Annotated in this window: 13 protein-coding genes; 1 reads left to right on the top strand and 12 read right to left on the bottom strand. The window is 37.4% G+C overall.

Going from position 1 to position 17,620, the window contains the following annotated elements:
- Positions 1-35 precede the first annotated feature (35 nt).
- Positions 36-1,274, top strand: coding sequence for a benzoate/H(+) symporter BenE family transporter (locus FDO66_RS02595; RefSeq protein WP_141430848.1), 1,239 nt, complete (start codon positions 36-38; stop codon positions 1,272-1,274).
- A 73-nt stretch (positions 1,275-1,347) separates the two neighbouring features.
- Here FDO66_RS02595 and FDO66_RS02590 read toward each other — a convergent pair whose 3' ends face one another.
- The 12 genes from FDO66_RS02590 to pdxR all read right to left on the bottom strand — a co-directional run bounded on the left by FDO66_RS02590 (position 1,348) and on the right by pdxR (position 17,273).
- A complete protein-coding gene (locus FDO66_RS02590; protein ID WP_141430847.1) occupies positions 1,348-2,307 on the bottom strand; it encodes an ABC transporter permease in 960 nt (319 codons plus the stop codon).
- Positions 2,308-3,366, bottom strand: coding sequence for an ABC transporter permease (locus FDO66_RS02585; RefSeq protein ID WP_258535538.1), 1,059 nt, complete (start codon positions 3,364-3,366; stop codon positions 2,308-2,310).
- Positions 3,363-4,892 (bottom strand): ABC transporter ATP-binding protein, encoded by a 1,530-nt coding sequence (locus FDO66_RS02580; RefSeq protein ID WP_141430846.1) that lies wholly within the window; start codon positions 4,890-4,892, stop codon positions 3,363-3,365. The genes FDO66_RS02585 and FDO66_RS02580 overlap by 4 nt, the downstream gene beginning before the upstream one ends.
- A gap of 240 nt (positions 4,893-5,132) precedes the next feature.
- Positions 5,133-6,206, bottom strand: a complete 1,074-nt coding sequence (locus tag FDO66_RS02575) for a BMP family lipoprotein (protein ID WP_141430845.1) — start codon at positions 6,204-6,206, stop codon at positions 5,133-5,135.
- 657 nt (positions 6,207-6,863) lie between these two features.
- On the bottom strand, positions 6,864-8,060 hold the full coding sequence (tnpB, locus tag FDO66_RS02570) for an IS200/IS605 family element RNA-guided endonuclease TnpB (RefSeq protein ID WP_141430844.1): 1,197 nt from the start codon (positions 8,058-8,060) through the stop codon (positions 6,864-6,866).
- A 393-nt stretch (positions 8,061-8,453) separates the two neighbouring features.
- On the bottom strand, positions 8,454-11,501 hold the full coding sequence (locus FDO66_RS02565; RefSeq protein ID WP_181444416.1) for an efflux RND transporter permease subunit: 3,048 nt from the start codon (positions 11,499-11,501) through the stop codon (positions 8,454-8,456).
- Between the two features lie 208 nt (positions 11,502-11,709).
- Positions 11,710-12,384, bottom strand: a complete 675-nt coding sequence (locus FDO66_RS02560; RefSeq protein WP_141430842.1) for an ABC transporter permease — start codon at positions 12,382-12,384, stop codon at positions 11,710-11,712.
- Positions 12,377-13,300, bottom strand: a complete 924-nt coding sequence (locus FDO66_RS02555; protein WP_141430841.1) for an ABC transporter ATP-binding protein — start codon at positions 13,298-13,300, stop codon at positions 12,377-12,379. Before FDO66_RS02555 ends, FDO66_RS02560 begins: the two co-directional genes overlap by 8 nt.
- Before the next feature lie 288 nt (positions 13,301-13,588).
- Positions 13,589-14,524 (bottom strand): sensor histidine kinase, encoded by a 936-nt coding sequence (locus FDO66_RS02550; protein ID WP_141430840.1) that lies wholly within the window; start codon positions 14,522-14,524, stop codon positions 13,589-13,591.
- Between the two features lies 1 nt (position 14,525).
- Entirely contained in the window at positions 14,526-15,218 is a 693-nt protein-coding gene (locus FDO66_RS02545; protein ID WP_141430839.1) for a response regulator transcription factor, read from the bottom strand.
- A gap of 128 nt (positions 15,219-15,346) precedes the next feature.
- Positions 15,347-15,601: a biotin/lipoyl-containing protein gene (locus FDO66_RS02540; protein ID WP_141430838.1), complete on the bottom strand. Its 255-nt coding sequence runs from the start codon at positions 15,599-15,601 to the stop codon at positions 15,347-15,349.
- 247 nt (positions 15,602-15,848) lie between these two features.
- Entirely contained in the window at positions 15,849-17,273 is a 1,425-nt protein-coding gene (gene pdxR, locus FDO66_RS02535) for a MocR-like pyridoxine biosynthesis transcription factor PdxR (protein WP_141430837.1), read from the bottom strand.
- Between the last annotated feature and the right edge of the window lie 347 nt (positions 17,274-17,620).

Genomic DNA, 17,620 nt, shown 5'->3' with positions numbered 1-17,620 from the left:
TTATTCTAAATATTTTTAACAAAAAGGAGTATCTAATGGAAAAGTTAAACACCTTTATTCTTACATCATTAAAAAATGTTAAAAGGGATTATTCTACATCCGCTGTCGTTATCGGCTTAATTGCAACTCTAGTTTCATATGCAGGTCCTTTATTAATCGTTTTCCAAGCAGCTAAAGTAGCTCATTTAAGTGAAGGCCTTGTTTCTTCCTGGATTTGGGCCATTTCGTTTGGCAGTGGATTAACTTGTATTTTATTAAGCCTCTGGTTCAAAGCACCAATTATAACGGCTTTTTCTACACCGGGGGCTGTATTATTAGTATCTAGTTGGAGTACATACTCTTACTCTGAAGCCATTGGAGCCTTTATCGTTTCAGCTGTTATTATTACGATTTTAGGCGTTACGGGTCTCTTCTCAAACATCATGAAAAAAATCCCTCAATCTATCACAACGGCAATGTTAGCAGGCATATTATTGCATTTCGGCATTAATGTATTTACTTCTTTAGGAAAACTGCCTTTTGTCGTTATCCCAATGATCGTATTTTATCTATTTTCCAAACGTTGGATTCCTAGATATGCTGTAATCGTATCGTTACTTACAGGGCTGTTTACAGCCTATTTAGCACATGAATTACATTTTCATAACGTTCATATTAATTTTGTCCATCCTATTATTACAGTACCTTCCTTTTCTATTAATGCTTTAATAGGAATTGGCATTCCGTTATGTATTGTCACTATGGCATCACAAAATGCACCTGGTATTAGTGTATTAAGAGCGGACGGTTATCAAACGCCTGTGAGTCCGCTTATTACTGCAACGGGTTTATCTTCTCTTGTCTTTGCACCATTTGGTTCTCATGGCATTAACTTGGCAGCGATCACAGCAGCGATCTGTACAGGAAAAGAAGCACATGCTAATCCTGATAAGCGCTATATAGCTGGGATATCTTGTGGAATATTTTATCTTATCTTTGGTATATTTGGAGCCACCATTGTTTCTTTATTTGCGGCTTTTGCTCTAGAATTAATTGCAGGAATTGCGGGAATTGCGCTGTTTGGATCATTAAGCTCCAGTTTAAGTGTTTCGATGCAAGGGGACAAAAAGGAAAGTGCTTTAATTACTTTTCTTGTTACAGCATCAGGAGTTTCTATATTTGGAATCGGATCAGCTTTTTGGGGGTTAATAGCTGGATTATTTGTTGATTGGATTTTATTTGGAAAAATGAGAAATCTTCATTTTAGACAACAAAAGCAAGAATTAAAATTATAGTAGGTTATTGAAGAATACAACAAAACCTCGTCCACCTTGGGGACGAGGTTTTCTTCTAAATTCTATATAAACACTACCGTTTCCCTTTTTCATAAGGAATACCTAAAGCCTTTGGTGCATCTGCACGACCGACAAATCCAGTTAGTGCTAAAATCGTTAAGACATATGGAGCAATCGTTAGAAGAATGGCAGGTATATCTTGTATGACAGGAAGCTGCGCCCCAATAATCCCTAATGATTGAGCGAATCCGAAAAATAAGGCTGCTCCCATCGCTCCAATTGGATGCCACTTTCCAAAAATCAAGGCTGCCAGTGCTAAAAACCCTTGCCCAGAAATCGTTCCTCCTGAGAAATTTCCAGAAATGGATGCCGCATAAACAGCTCCCCCCACTCCGGCAAACGCTCCAGATATCATAACACTTATATAACGCATTTTGTTCACACGAACACCCATCGTATCAGCTGCCATTGGGTGCTCACCGACTGCCCGAAGTCTGAGGCCAAATGGCGTTTTATACACAACATACCAAACAGCAAAGGCCAATCCTATTGCAATATAAGAGGTAAGGGGAACAGATGAAAAGAAAATCCTTCCTATGATTGGGATATCTGAAAGAAAAGGCACATCCATTTTATTAATACGAAAATCAATGAAATCCGTCTGACCCTTCCCAAAAATCTTCTTAATTAAGAAAACGGAAAGACCCGCCGCTAGGAAGTTTAAGGCTACCCCACTGACCACTTGGTTTGCTTTTAAGGAAATGCTAGCGACCGCATGTAAAAGTGAAAACACGGCACAAACGACCGCTGCGACTATGATTGAAATCCATGGCGCTGCCGCACCTAATGTATCTTGAAAAAGTAAGGTAAAAGCAATACTCGTAAAGGCTCCGAATAGCATAAACCCTTCTAGAGCAATATTGACGACACCTGATCGCTCACTAAATAATCCGCCTAATGCTGTAAAGACTAGTGGTGCTGCTGAATATAAGGCGGTAGGGATAATGATGGCTAATATATCAATGAAATTCAACTATTTCCCCTCCTTGACGAAGCGGCCTAAAAACAAGCGAATTAAATAGCTGGCAGCTACAAAGAAAATAATAAAGGCAATGACGATTTTAACAAGCTCTGCTGGAACATCCGCCACAAAGTTCATAGCTGGTGCGGCTGTGTTTAATCCGCCAAATAAGGCAGCCGCTAAAATAATACCGATTGGATGACCAGCTCCTAACAACGCAACGGCAATTCCATCAAAGCCTGTCCCTGTAAAGGCCGATAAGCTAGACATATTTTGAAAGGTTCCTAGACCTTCCATTGCTCCTGCCAATCCTGCAAAGGCTCCAGATATAGCCATTGCCAGCATAATGTTTTTCTTCACATTCATCCCTGCATATTCAGAAGCATTTTGATTAAAGCCTACAGCTCGAATTTCATAGCCCCTTGTTGTTTTATTTAAGAAAAACCACATAATGATGGCAGCAATAATGGCAATAATAATTCCGTAATGAAGTCTCGAGTTCCCTGTTATTAATGAAAGAAAAGGAGAAGCTAATGAAGCTGTAGCTTTAATATCAAAAGACTTTTCATTGCCAGCATATAAAAAGCTTTTAATGACCCAGCTTGTTCCATTCAACGCAATATAGTTCATCATGATGGTCACAATAACCTCATGAACTTTATAACGGGCCTTTAAAAAGCCAGGAATCCAGCCCCAAACTGCTCCCGCTAAAGCAGCCACAATAATGGCGACAGGAAGATGGATGAATTTAGGAAGATCCATTGCATATCCTACCCATACAGATGCCATCCAGCCAACTAATAGCTGTCCCTCTACACCTATGTTAAACAAACCTGCCTTAAAGGCAAAAGCAACCGCGATCCCTGCTAAAATAAGCGGAGTCATCGCACGAATGGTTTCTCCAATCGCTTTTGGACTGCCAATCATCCCATCTAATAAGGCACTGTAGCCTGTAAAAGGGTCATAGCCGCCGATCAGCATGACCATTGCTCCGGCTACTAATCCAAGCACCGCAGCTAAAATGGGAACTAAAATAGTTAAAAAGGATTCTTTTTTTGTTCCTTGCATCATCTTCCTTCACCAGCCTTTTCCCGCTTTCCTCCCGCCATAAGGAAACCTAACTCTTGTTCATTCGTTTCCTTCGGATTCACAATATCAATAATTTGCCCTTCGTATATGACAGCAATGCGGTCGCTTAGATTTAATATTTCTTCTAGCTCCATTGACACAAGCAAAACTGCCTTTCCTTTATCACGTTCATCAATCAGCTTTGCATGAATGAATTCTATCGCACCAACGTCTAAACCTCTTGTTGGCTGCGCGGCAATAAGCAGATCAGGACTCCGATCAACTTCCCTTGCGATAATCGCCTTCTGCTGATTTCCTCCAGATAGCGCTCTAGCCGGAGTATAGTCACTTGGCGTACGTACATCAAATTCTTTAATTAATGCTTTTGCTTTTTCATCTATTTTTTTTTGATTTAAAATGCCTGACTTAGAAAATGGAGGCTTATAATATGTTTGCAAGACGATATTGTCCCCAATTGTATAATCAAGCACAAGTCCATGCTTATGACGATCCTGCGGTATATGCCCAACACCTGATTCCGTAATTTTCCTTGTCTTCATAGATGATATTTCTTTTCCACGCAATTGGATTGAACCTGATGTTGACTTCCTCAGCCCTGTAATGGCCTCAATCAGTTCCGTCTGTCCATTTCCGTCAACGCCTGCAATGCCAACGATTTCTCCAGCACGGATCTTTAAGTTTAACCCTTTTACCACTTCAACTCCACGGACATCCTTAACCACTAATTGATCGACAGTGAGAACATTCTCTTTTGGAGCTGCCTCCTTTTTATCTGTTTGAAAAAGCACCTCACGTCCAACCATTAAAGAAGCTAGCTCATTAGGATTGGTGTCTGCCACCTTTACCGTTTTGATTCCTGTTCCCTTCCGAATTACGGTACATTGATCACATACAGACATAATTTCCTTAAGCTTATGTGTTATCAAGATGATCGACTTACCTTCATGCACCAAACGCTTCATGATTTTAATTAATTCCGCAATTTCTTGAGGTGTTAAGGCGGCTGTCGGTTCATCAAAAATTAAGATATCGGCACCTTGATACAATATTTTCAATATTTCCACTCGCTGCTGAACACCTACAGATAAATCTTCAATTTTGGCAAATGGATCAACAGCTAGTCCATATTTCTCTGAGATTTCTTGAATGTTTTTCGCTGCTTCCTTTATGTTTACTTTCCCGCCTTTAGTAGGCTCATTCCCTAAAATGATATTTTCTGTTACCGTAAAGTTTTGAACGAGCATAAAGTGCTGATGAACCATGCCAATCCCTAGTTTATTTGCTACATTCGGGTTTGTTATTTTGACTTTGTGGCCTTTGACTTTTATATCCCCTTTATCTGGTTGATAAAGGCCGAACAAGATATTCATTAACGTAGACTTTCCAGCTCCATTCTCCCCAAGCAAAGCGTGAATTTCACCTTTTTTTACTTGAAGCGTAATGTTATCATTCGCAACAATACCTGGAAACTCCTTACGTATATTGAGCATTTCAATTACATATTCCAACCTATTCACTCCTTATAGGTTTTCTAAAAACCGCATTAGTAGTTGCAGCAAAACAATTTAATAGGTGCACAAACCCCACTCTGTTTCTTCCACTTAAATATCGTCAGAACATGGATGGGTCGCTCTCAAGTGAAGAGCGACCTTTTTTATCAAAAAATTAAGACTATTTAGATTTCCGAGTAATGACAATAAGAATTATCAGGTGAAGGATCCACTTCACCTGATTCCTTTATAAAGCCTTTATTTTACAGAAAAGCTTTTAAATTCTTCATCTGTTTTCGGTACTTTCACTTCGCCACTTAAAATTTTTGCCTTCCATTCATCTGCAAGCTTCATTTCTTCGTCGCTCAGATTTCCTTTTGCAAGCTTAATTCCATCTTCTTTAAGACCGAACACAACATCTTTTCCACCTGGAAATTTTCCTTCCATCGCTTGCTTTGTAGTTTCATATGTAGCGATATCTACACGTTTAACCATGGACGTTAATGTTACATTTTCCGGCATTCCTTCTTCGTGTTGATCACGGTCAACCCCAATGACCCAAACGTCTTGTCCTTTTTTCTTACGATTTTTTGCTTCAGTAAATACTCCGTTCCCTGTACCACCTGCTGCGATATAAATGATATCAGCACCTTTATCGTACATAGTAGATGCGATTGTTGCTCCTTTATCTGGAGCAGAAAAACTTTCAGCATACTGCGCAAGTACTTCTACATTTGGATTAACAGCTTTCGCTCCCGCTTTAAAGCCATTTTCAAATTTTTTGATTAACGGTGAATTAATGCCGCCAACAAAACCAATTTTATTCGATTTAGAATGCTTTGCTGCTACTGCACCTGCTAGGAAAGATCCTTGCTCTTCTTGGAAAGTAAGTGTAACAACATTATCCATTGAAACAGGTTGGAATTTTTCATCTAACAATAGGCTGTCCACTAACGCAAAGTGAGAATCAGGGTATTGACCAGCTGCTTTTTGTATCGTATCTTCCAGCTTAAAGCCGATTCCATAAGTTAAGTTATAACCGGCTTCTGCAAATTTCGTTACGTTAGGTTCGTATTCTGCTTGAGCAGTCGACTGCAAATATTTAAAGCCTTTGCCCTCATCAAGATTGTTTTCTTTTCCAAACTTCGTAATGCCTTCCCATGCAGATTGGTTAAAGGATTTGTCATCAATACCGCCTTCGTCCGTAACCATTCCAACTTTAAAATCAGATGTCTTACCGCTTTCCTTTGAACCTTCCTCCGCTCCACAAGCTCCTAGTACCGTACTTGCTGCTAATAATAAAGACAACGCTAAACCTACTCTTTTTTTCATCTTCTTTCCTCCTAAAGATTAATACATAAATTTCTAATTAAAAGGATTTTAAGCTACCATAACTATCTTAGGTTGTATCATTTTCATCCTGCTTATCCTTTTTAAACCAAATCTTCCTCAAAGGTCCTCTGATATCAGATGTCAGACCTTTAAATCTACACCTAAGATCTCATTCTAGAAATAAATGGTTAAAATGTCTATTAATTTGTCAGATTATTTAACACTATTTCTATCTTGTTTTTTATACGAAGTTGCATGAACCGCTTAACATCAAGGTTTTTATCACTGAGACTGCAAAAAAACCCAGGCTAATCACCTTCACTCTTTTCTAAAAGCGAAAATGGTCCACCTGGGTAAAAACCCCTTCTGTCATAATGCTTTGAAACAAACATTATGTACATCAATTATTCCCTTTCATTCCAAGAAGTAAAAGTAGAAGAATCTGGAGATATTTTCACTCATAGTCCTTTGGCTCCTCCCACAGCTGAAGCAGTGGGATTCTTTATCCCAAAAGCTCGTTAGATAGAGTTTTCTTTCACACATTCTATCTGCTGTGAGTTTTCCTATGTCCTACAAACCTTCGGTTTGCAAAGAGAATCTAATCTCTAGCGATTCTCATTAGGCTATCCCCGTGTGCCCCACGGTTAGAAATGACATTTACGCTACTTGAGGTTGGTTCATTTCAGAAAGTAATCTCAACCCTTCGGCCAAGATATTTTTAGATGCATTATGGTCCCGGTCGTGTATTTCTTGACAATTCGGACACGCCCATTCTCGCAAAGCTAAATTTTTAACGGATTTGTTTTTATAACCACAATTGTGACAAATTTGAGAAGATGCATAATTAGATCCAATAACCAGAAGTGTTTTGTTGTACCAATCACATTTATAAGTTAGCATTCTTCTAAATTCTGACCACGATACATCGGAAATCGCTTTTGCTAGATTTCCATTTTTCAATAGATTTTTCACCTTAATATCTTCAATGCAAATGACTTGGTTTTCATTCACCAGCATTGTCGTTATTTTTTGCAAAAAATCTTCTCTAGTGTTGGCTATTTTTTCGTGAACTTTTGCTACTTTTATCTTTTGTTTATACCAGTTTCGACTTCCGATCACTCTTCTTGAAAGAATTTTCTGTTCTTTTTTCATTTTTTCTTCAAGTTGATAAAAATGTTTAGGATTATGAATCACAGATCCATCTGAAAGGGTAGCAAATTTTTTTAAACCAAGATCTATCCCTGTTTGAAACGCACTTATTTGAGTAGGCTCTGTTTTGACTTCAGACAAAACAGAGACAAAATACTTACCTTCTGGTGTTCTTCGAACAGTGGCGTTAATAATTCTACCTTTTATTTCTTTTGATTTAGCAAAACGGACTTTCCCTACCTTTGGTAGAATGATAAAGTTTTCATCTACAATGCGAATAGTTCCTACTCCTTTGTTATAATTGCATTTAGATGTATAGGACTGAATTTCATTTTTCTTTGATTTAAATTTTGGTCTTCCTTTTTCTTTTTTATAATAAGCTTGATAAGCATCTCCTAAATTTTGAATAGAGTTTTGGATGGCTGTCGAATCAACTTCTTTTAACCACGGAGTGTTTTTCTTAAACTCAGTGCTATCTTTCATAGAAGCATTAGCACTAAATCTTGTACCTTTCCATTCATTTGAAAGAAGTTGTCCATTTTGAAACATTTCTTCTGTGATCCACCACAATAGATCTTTTTCTTTTTGTTTAGCTAATGCCAAATTAAATGAAAACCGACAACAACCTATCGTTTTTTTAATTTGAGTCGCTTGTTCAGTTGTAGGATATAGACGAAATTTAAATCCTTTATGATAGGTCCCCAATGTATAACCTCCTTCCGAACGTTTGTTTCTATTATTATATAATTTTAGAAATAAAAAAGACAAGAGGAACACTCTTATCAGCTGCCTGTATATTTTCAGATACTTGAAGCACCATAAACCTTTGATCTTTATGTTACTATGTATCCGATCTCACTTTCATCCCACGCCTGAAGGAGTGGGCTTTCTCGTTCGGAAAATCTGTAATTTAAGCTCACAGGATAGAAACGCTTAGGCCAATTCCTAAGTATATATAGAATAAAACGATATGATTTTATGATACTATGTCAGCATAGTATTTTAGTGTCAAGAATTAATTTAACAATTTTTAGTGGAAGTTCATCAGCAGGGAAGCTACCTCCCCTGCTGATGAACTTTCAACTCTGCTGTAAATATTTATGCAACCTCATGCTCGCTTTTTTCATTACGTTTGCTCTTTCGTTTCGGATGAAACAAGCTGTAAAGAACCGGAATAATAATTAACGTTAGAATTGTTGATGTTGTCAATCCTCCAATAACAACAACAGCTAATGATCGAGAAACAAGTCCAGCATGACTGGAAACAGCCATTGGGATAAGAGCCCCAACCGTTGCGATCGCTGTCATAAGGATTGGACGAATTCGGACAGCTCCTGCTTCAAGCAATGCTTCATGGATATTCAAACCTAGCTTTTCGTTTTGCTTTACACGATCGAGCAGCACAATCGCATTGGTCACTACGATTCCATTTAACATCATAATTCCGATCATAGCTGGCATACCAATTGGCTCTTTTACAACGAACAACCCAACTAAAGCTCCAATTAGTGAGAATGGAATGGCAAATAAGATCACAAATGGTGCCTTTCCTTCTCCAAAAGCGATGACCATGACCATATAGACGAGTAGAATACTAACTGCAATTGCAATCGTCATGTTTTTAAAGCCTTCATCCATCGCAGCCGAAGCACCTTCTTTATACCAGGACACTCCATTCGGCAAATCTAATTTTTCAAGCGCGGCATTCGCTTTATTACTTACTTCTCCTGTATTAGAATCTGTAATCGCTGCTTGCAGCATCACATATTCTTTACCATTTAAGTAACTAATTGATATTCTATTTTTTACTTTTTCAAGAGTCCCAAGCTCCTTTAAGGCAACCTCTTGACCTAATGGATTCTTTATTTTTTGCTCACCAAGCGTTTCAATAGAATGAACATCGTCTAATTGAAGCTTTAATTGCAAGTCGGTTTTATCTCCATCCATCTCAAGCTCCGTCACGGTATCACCCGTAATAAGGCTGCGAAGGCTTTGAGCGACCATTCCCGGCATGAAACCATGATCGATAAGCTTTTGCTCATCTAAATCCATATTGATTTCAGGCTTTTCTCCTTCAAGACTTGTGCTGACATCCGCTAATCCATTAATTTTTTTAAGCGTTTGAGTCATTTGCTCGCTGCCTGCTTTTATATCTTCAATATTTGGACCATTCACGATGATTTGTAAGTAAGATTGACCTCCACCAGTCATATCCCCAGTGCTAGTTAAAGTGATTTCCTTTGCACCTTTTATGCTCTTAAATTCATCACGCAGCTCTTTCTCTAATTTTTTAGCGTCTTTCACTGAATCCTTCATCTCAAAAGAAACAGATGCGGATCCTTCCTCTACAGAGGTTGCAATTTGCTTAACCTCTTTTCTATTTATTAAAATATTTTCTACCTGACTAGCGAGTTCATTGGTCTTCTCTGCCCCAATTCCTTGCTCCATGGAAATAGAGGTTCGGTACTCAAGTGATTCTTCTTGTGGTAAAAAGGTTGTTCCCAGTCTTGGCGCAATCGTCACGATACTTGTAGCTAATAATAGTACCGCAATAATTAATGTCAACGCTCGATGAGAAAGAGCCCATGCCAACGCCTTTCGGTATCCTTTTTGCAGCCCGTTTTCCTTATGTTCCTTCGGTTTCACTTTTAGTAAAAAGATTCTGGATAACAAAGGAACAATCGTGATTGCTGTCAGTAAAGAGAACAATAGCGAAATAACAACTGTCCATGCAAGCGGTGCAAAGAATCTTCCCACAATTCCCGGTACGAAAGCCATTGGCAAAAAGACGGCAACTGTCGTAATGGTTGATGATGTAATCGCATTTGCCACTTCTCTTGTCGACTCTTCGACGAGCTTATGATCACGATTTTTTGAAGCACTCACTCTACGGAATACATTTTCAATGACAACAATGGAGTCATCTACGACTCGACCAACCGCTACCGCGATCCCTGCTAGTGTCATAATGTTTAATGTGTACCCCAGCATTTTTAACAGTAAAAATGAGGAAAGGATGGAAAGCGGTATTGAAATAATGGCAATGAGAGTTGATCGAATGTTACGTAAGAACAGCAGCGTAACAACAATGGCCATTAATGCACCTAATATCGCTTCACGAAGCATTGATGAAACCGATTCTTGAATAGATACCGATTGATCGGAAAGAGTGACCAGCTTATAATTAGACGGAATGTCCATTTCCTTCAAGGTTTTATTCGCTTCTTTTACAATCGCAACCGTATTTTCTCCCGATTCAACCGTTAAATCGATGATCACAGCTGGCTTAGAATTGATTCTTGTAAAGTTTTTTTGCTCGTCATTTCCATAGGTAACATTGGCAATCTCTTTTAATTTTATTGATGGAATGGAAGGAGCCGATTCTCCTTCTTTAACCGTGGTTTGATTAGGCAATAGAAGGTTGATGTTTTGAATGTCCTCTACTGAGCTGAGTTCCTTGCTCACACGCACAGGTAATACTTCATCATTAACTGCTACTTCACCCGTTGGGATGGATAAATGATTGGCCATGATCGTTTGCTTAACTTCATCAAGTGTCAATCCATATTGTGTTAGCTTTTCTGGTAAAAGCTCGACATTCATCTTGTTTTCATCAATGCCCGCCGCCTTAACCTCTGCTACACCTTCAATCCCTTCTAAAGCAGGAACCACTTCTGTTTTAGCAAAATGTTGAATATCCTTTTGATCTCCATTTGCATAGAGACCTACTTTATACACGGCTTCCCCGTCAGGAGATTGGCGCATGAATTCTGGCTGCCCTGCCGTTTCTGGGAGCTTTATTTTTGAGATGGCTTGTCTTGCTAGATCCTCCCCATCATCCATATCTACACTCATTTCGTATTCGAGCGTAAGCCAGACTCCCCATGCTGTCGCATCGGAGTAAACATTTTTCACTCCTTTAATATTCATGGCTTCCTTCTGAACAGGCTCTGCAATATCCCTTGATGCCTGCTCCGGCGATGCACCTGGATAGGAAATAAACACACTTAAATAAGGAATATCGACTCCAGGATATTTTTCAATATTCATTTTCTGTACAGAATAAATCCCACCTCCAATCAGCATCGCAACAATTAAACATAAAGCGACCGTGTTTTTCATACTAAAACGAATAATCGATTTCATAAATGCCTCCTCAAAAATTGTCATTCTTTACAGTCTTTATCGTACTAAAATATCCACTTTTTGCATAATGCACCAGAGATTTAATTATAACTAAGACCTAAGACGTAGATTACAGGACCCTCTACCTCCACTATACAAAAGGAAAGTCATATGGCTGCAGTGCCAAATGACTATAATCTTTTTATGAATAATTAAAGAAAAAGCTTAATTATTCAACATCTACCTTTTCTATATTTCGAAATGACAAGTAAGCTATGAGCAATCCTAGGCAAGCCAGTGAAAGAGGAATCGCAATAATTGAATTCAATGAGAAGCCATTACTATTAGAACTTGTAATAGAAACGAGAATAACAGCTGTAACGATCGTTGCAGAGGTTGATTTTTTCTTCATTCCAAAAAAGAGAGAGATTAAACTTAATCCTGCAGCAGAAAACGCAGCTATCGCTAATTTAAATAACTCTTTTAAAATAAGATTTAAGGTAAGCTCACCTGAAATATTATGATACTTAGAATCAACGAAATATAGGAAAATAGCGATAAGAATATCAGAAAGAACAATCGCAATAAAGGTAAAGAGTATAACAATAAGAAGCTTTGCAACGATTAATTTTTTTCGATTAATTGGATACATAAATAATGTTGAAATCGTTTTACTCCTGTACTCCTCAATTACTAAGCGTGATATGAGAACAGCTGCAAATATGGTAAATGTTACTTGAACAAATGTTTCAATAGCAGTAAATCCGTCTTTATAGTCTTTAATTGTATGATCAAAATACATAAGAGTAATAAATCCAGCAATAGCAAGCATAGCAATAAAAGCATTCCTAATATACCCAGTGATTTTTACTTTTCTCAATTCTAAACTGATAAGCTTAAGCAACTCCAGCGCCTCCATTTATTAAATTTAGAAAGTAATCCTCAAGTGATTGCGTTTTCTTAACGATAGAATTTACGTCAATATTATTTAAAATCAATGTTTTCGTAATATGCTGTTGATCCGCATCTGCATCATAAATTCGAATCTTTCCATCTTCAAGCACGCGATAATTTGATAGATTTAATTTTTCTTCTATTACGAATGCCGTCTTTTTTGGATCAGGTGTGTCCAATTCAATATATTGGGAGTGTGTTTTCAAAATATGCTCCATCGTTACCTCTTTTATTAATTTTCCGTGATTGATAACCCCGATCGTATCTGCCATTTGTTCAATCTCTCCTAAAATATGACTAGAGATTAATATGGTTATGTTATATTCTTTGCTCAACATGAGTAATAACTCTCTGATTTCTTTAATTCCCACTGGGTCTAGACCATTGATCGGTTCATCTAAAATAAGGAGCTCTGGTTTCGTTACAATAGCTCTTGCAATCCCCAAACGCTGTTTCATTCCGAGGGAAAATTTTTTGACTGGTTTTTTATCAATGTCTTTTAAGCCTACTAGATCAAGCGTACGTTTGATAATCTTTTTATCGTAATACCCCATATATTCACAATGAAGATCCAGATTCTCATAGGCCGTAAGCTTGTCATAAAACACCGGGCTTTCAATGATGCTTCCCATTCTTTTTAACAATTCATAAGAGGTATCCGTTAACTTTTCTCCAAAAATTTCAATTTCGCCATTTGTTGGCTTGACTAAATTTGTGATCATTTTCATGATCGTTGTTTTCCCCGCTCCGTTCGGACCTAAAAGACCGTAAATCTCTCCCTTTTTTATTTTCATATTGACCGTTTGAACGATGCTATTTCCTTTATAGTTCTTTGATAATTGATTTGTTTGCAATAAGTAAGTCACGATCTTAACTCCTTTCAATTCTTATTACATTTATACTAACGCTTGATTTTTTCTTTTTTCTTACCCATTTCTTACAAAATTCTTAAGTTTGGAAGAAAAGTGCAAGCGCCCTGTTTAGCGACGTATGGACTGGGCCCCACTTCGACTGAGATAAAGGAAACACGATGAGCGCTAGCGAATCGATGTTGACTTATCGTAGGGAGGAGTGGGGTGGACATTAGTCGCTGGGCGCTTAAGCTAGACACCAGTCTAACTTCCAAAAATTAATACTTTCTTCGTTGAAAAAAACTAAAAGGTGATTTTTTTTAAATGAAAGGTGAAGGTCGTTTTTTCGAACGGCTTACTGTTAACGAATATGCCTCCACCCAAATTTTCAATCAGGTGTTTTGTTATTGTTAAACCGAGTCCGCTGCCTTGATATGCCTGGTTCCGTGAATCCTCAAGCGTGTACATTCTTTCAAAAATTTGTTCTTGTTCATACTCTCTGATTCCTTTTCCCTTATCCCATATATCCACATAGACAAACTTTTCATCGGAGCGTAAACTCAACCCTACCGTTTTGCCATCACTGCCATAAGTTATAGCATTTGAGATCAGGTTGTTAAAGACCCTTTCCAGTTCATCCTCGTTTCCTAATGCATATAAAGGATAACTGGGTACATCAATGACGACATCAAACCCTTTAGCTGTTAAAATGTCATAAAAAGCAAGGATATTTTTTTTACAAATTTCGTTCATATTTAATCTTTTTAAAGGGATTTCTTTATCTCCTGATTCCAGCTTAGCCAAATCAAAAAATTTATTCATAAGCTGTAGAACCTCTTGTGCTTTTCCATGTACCTTTAGAAGCAAATTAGCCCTTTCTTCCATAGACATTCCAGAATCATGAATAATCGTTTCAATATAACCTAGAACAACCGTTAATGGGGTCTTCAAATCATGGGAAAAATTAGAGAGCATCCTCTTCATGCTTTTTTCTGTTTTATGATATTTTGCCATTGTGCCTTGATTGAAATCTAATAGCTTATTAATCTCATTCAAAAGCTCCTTTATGTATCGATCATCCGTTACTACAAGCACCTTTTGTGAAAATTGCTGTTCGGTTATCTCTCTAAGCTTCTCATGAATATATCGAATATCAGCTGTTCGTTTCATTTGAGACATTTTTTGATAAATAATGTAAACCAATAGGGACAGGATTATAAAAAGATAAAAATAAGACATGTTAAAAATCTCCCAGCTTATAGCCAATTCCCCAAAGCGTTTGTATATATTTTGGCTGGGATGGGTCATCTTCTATTTTTTCTCTTAATCTTCTCATATGCACATTAATTACATTTTCGTCGCCAAAGTACTCCTCATTCCACACAGAGCTGTAGATTTGCGCTTTCGTAAAAACACGCTTTGGATTTGAAAAGAAAAGCTTTAGTATATGAAACTCTTTTAATGTAAGCTGGATTTCTTGTATGTCTCTATGTAATGAAAAACTTTCAACATTTAAGGTAAGATCACCAATTTTTATTACTTGATCTTTTTTTTCAGCAGAAGCGTATTGAGTGGCTCGGCGGATCGCAGCCTTAACTCTAGCTGAAAGCTCAATTAGAGAAAATGGTTTTGATAGATAGTCATCTGCACCAAAGCCTAACCCTAATGCTTTATCGACCTCCCCATCCTTTGCAGAAAGAATTAAGATGGGAATTAAGCTTCGCTCTCTTACGATTTTTAAAAAGTCGATTCCATTTAACTTAGGAAGCATAAGATCGAGAATAATTAAGTCATGGGTTTGATTCCTAAATAGCTCTAACGCTTGCTCACCATTATAACCAGGGTTAATCTCATAACCTTCCTTTTGCAAATAATTTTGCACCATTTCGCTAATTGATAGATCATCTTCCACGAGCAATATTTTATATGGCATATGTATTTCACTCCCTATTTAACAGTCGTTCACAATAAAAAAAGGATGTCCAAATTGTTTTTGGCATCCTTCTACGTTTCTATATAATGTCATTAATGACCTTCTTTTTCAAAAAAATTACTTTAGACTCAATCTGTTCCAGTCATATACAAGTCATCTTTTAACTTTAATAGCTCTGTTCCACTATCTATCGTTGTATTCTCATTAACGTTTAATGATAAGATATGACCGCTGACACCTGTTTGAATTTCTACCATTTGATTATCTTCCGTCTGAATAAGCATAAGTTTTTCCCATTCGTAAACGTATGAATTTTCACTAATATATATTTTTTCGACCTTTCCACAGCATGGACTGATGACGGTCTCAATTATTTCCTTCAAGATTAAGTCTCTCCTTAGTTTTTTTATCCCGCATTAACGGGCAGTAAGACTCCCACATTTAGGTGTAGGGATTAAACAAGTAATCCTAGGTGGGAGATAACTGCCCGTAAAAGCCCGATTGGTTCAACTAACAATCCGTGAGGGATAAAGAACCCCCTCACTGATTGAAGTTTCACTTTATCTGCATTAGTATCTAATAATTAAGCAGATTTTTCAACCTTATTGAAGAAAAAATTTGTAAAAACATTTATCCATTTTTTTCACTGCCATACTTCTTTTGCTTGTAGCTTTCCAGTCCAGCTTTTAATCTCGCAACACCAATCCTTATCTTTTCTTCCGTCAATCCGCCATAACCCATGACAATTTTGCTCTCATGGAAACCTTTGTTTAGCGCATACCTTTCCACTGGATAGACGAGAACACCTACTTTTTTCAACCAATTATTGAGATCTTCGGTAAATTTGACATTTGGCATTTCAACGACTAAATGCATACCCGCTGCTTGCCCTAATATATTTGCATTCGGAAAATGCTCTTGAATACAAGAAACTAACGCTGCTCTTCGATCCCTGTAAACCTTTTTCACGCGTCTAACATGTCGATCAAAATGTCCATCCTCAATAAAACGTGCTAGCACTAGTTGCTCGAGCGTAGAAGTGTGCCGATCTGTAAACCATTTTAGCGTTCTGAAGCGTTCTATCAATGGTGTAGGAAGGACCACATACCCGATTCGCAGGGCAGGAGATAATATTTTGCTAAAAGTACCAACATAAATCACTCGTTCAGGATCAAGCCCTTGTATAGAGTGAACAGGACTTCCTTCATAAGTAAATTCACTGTCATAATCATCTTCAACGATATAACAATCCATTTTTCTCGTATATTCAATCAATTGAATTCTCCTTTGAATAGGCAAGGTTACACCTAAAGGAGCCTGATGCGATGGTATGACAAAGACAAAACTTGGCTTTTTATCAGAAGGCAATTGGTCTGGCAATATCCCCTTTTCATCTATTGGTATTGGCAAAATATTCGCACCCGCGTATGAAAAGATCGTCCTCATTTCATCAGTAACAGGATCCTCCACTGCAATATAATCACTTCGATTAGACAACAGTTCTGTAATGAGATGCAATCCCTGGGTTGCTCCTGATGTAATGACAATTTGCTCTGGGTGACACCGAACACCTCTTGCACGCAGCAAGTATCTAGAAAGAACGGTTCTAAGCTCCTTCGTACCTTCTGAACCGCTATATCCAAAAACATCTTCAGGGACTTCACTGCATATATCTTTTGCTAGGCGCCCCCATTTAGCACGTGGAAAATAGTCCATTGCCATATTCCGCGACTGAAAATTAATGCAAGTATTCTTTTTCTTTTCTACTTCTTGAAAAGGAGCATACACCTTCGTATGTACAATTGGTAAAGAGGAGCCTTGTGATACATAGGTTCCAGCACTTGGTCGCACTTCAAGATACCCTTCTGCTACCAGCTGCTCATATGCTTCTACCGCAATATTTCTAGATACACCAATTTGCTCAGCTAATTGCCTTGTTGATGAAAGCTTTTCACCTTCCGATAACTCTTTTGATAAAATCCCATTTCGAATATTTTCATAAACTTGCTGAGTCAATGATTTTTTGCTTTCACGATCAATCGTAAATAAAAACATGACACCCCTCCGATCCAACTGGCACTAAAAAAATAACTGGAAATTGGTTCTATTATAAACCAGTTTGGCATGTTATGATCTTTAACAATAAAAGAAGAAATTTACAAAAACAATATTTGCAAATATTATATACTTCTATTTAAAAACTATTATTATATATAAATATATCATTATTATTGTTAATTGGCTTATAATTCTAAATATTACAACTAATATATTATTTATATTTCAAATAGAAATTATTTTAATAAAATATAATTTCTATCTTGACATTCTATTAAATACCAACTATTCTTATCGGTATTATGTTTTGTTTTTACATTTTTTATCTTAAATACATAAGGGGA

It is taken from the genome of Bacillus sp. 03113 (assembly GCF_006546985.1).
GTDB lineage: Bacteria > Bacillota > Bacilli > Bacillales > Cytobacillaceae > VATK01.
This window is presented reverse-complemented; position numbering and strand designations above follow the sequence as displayed.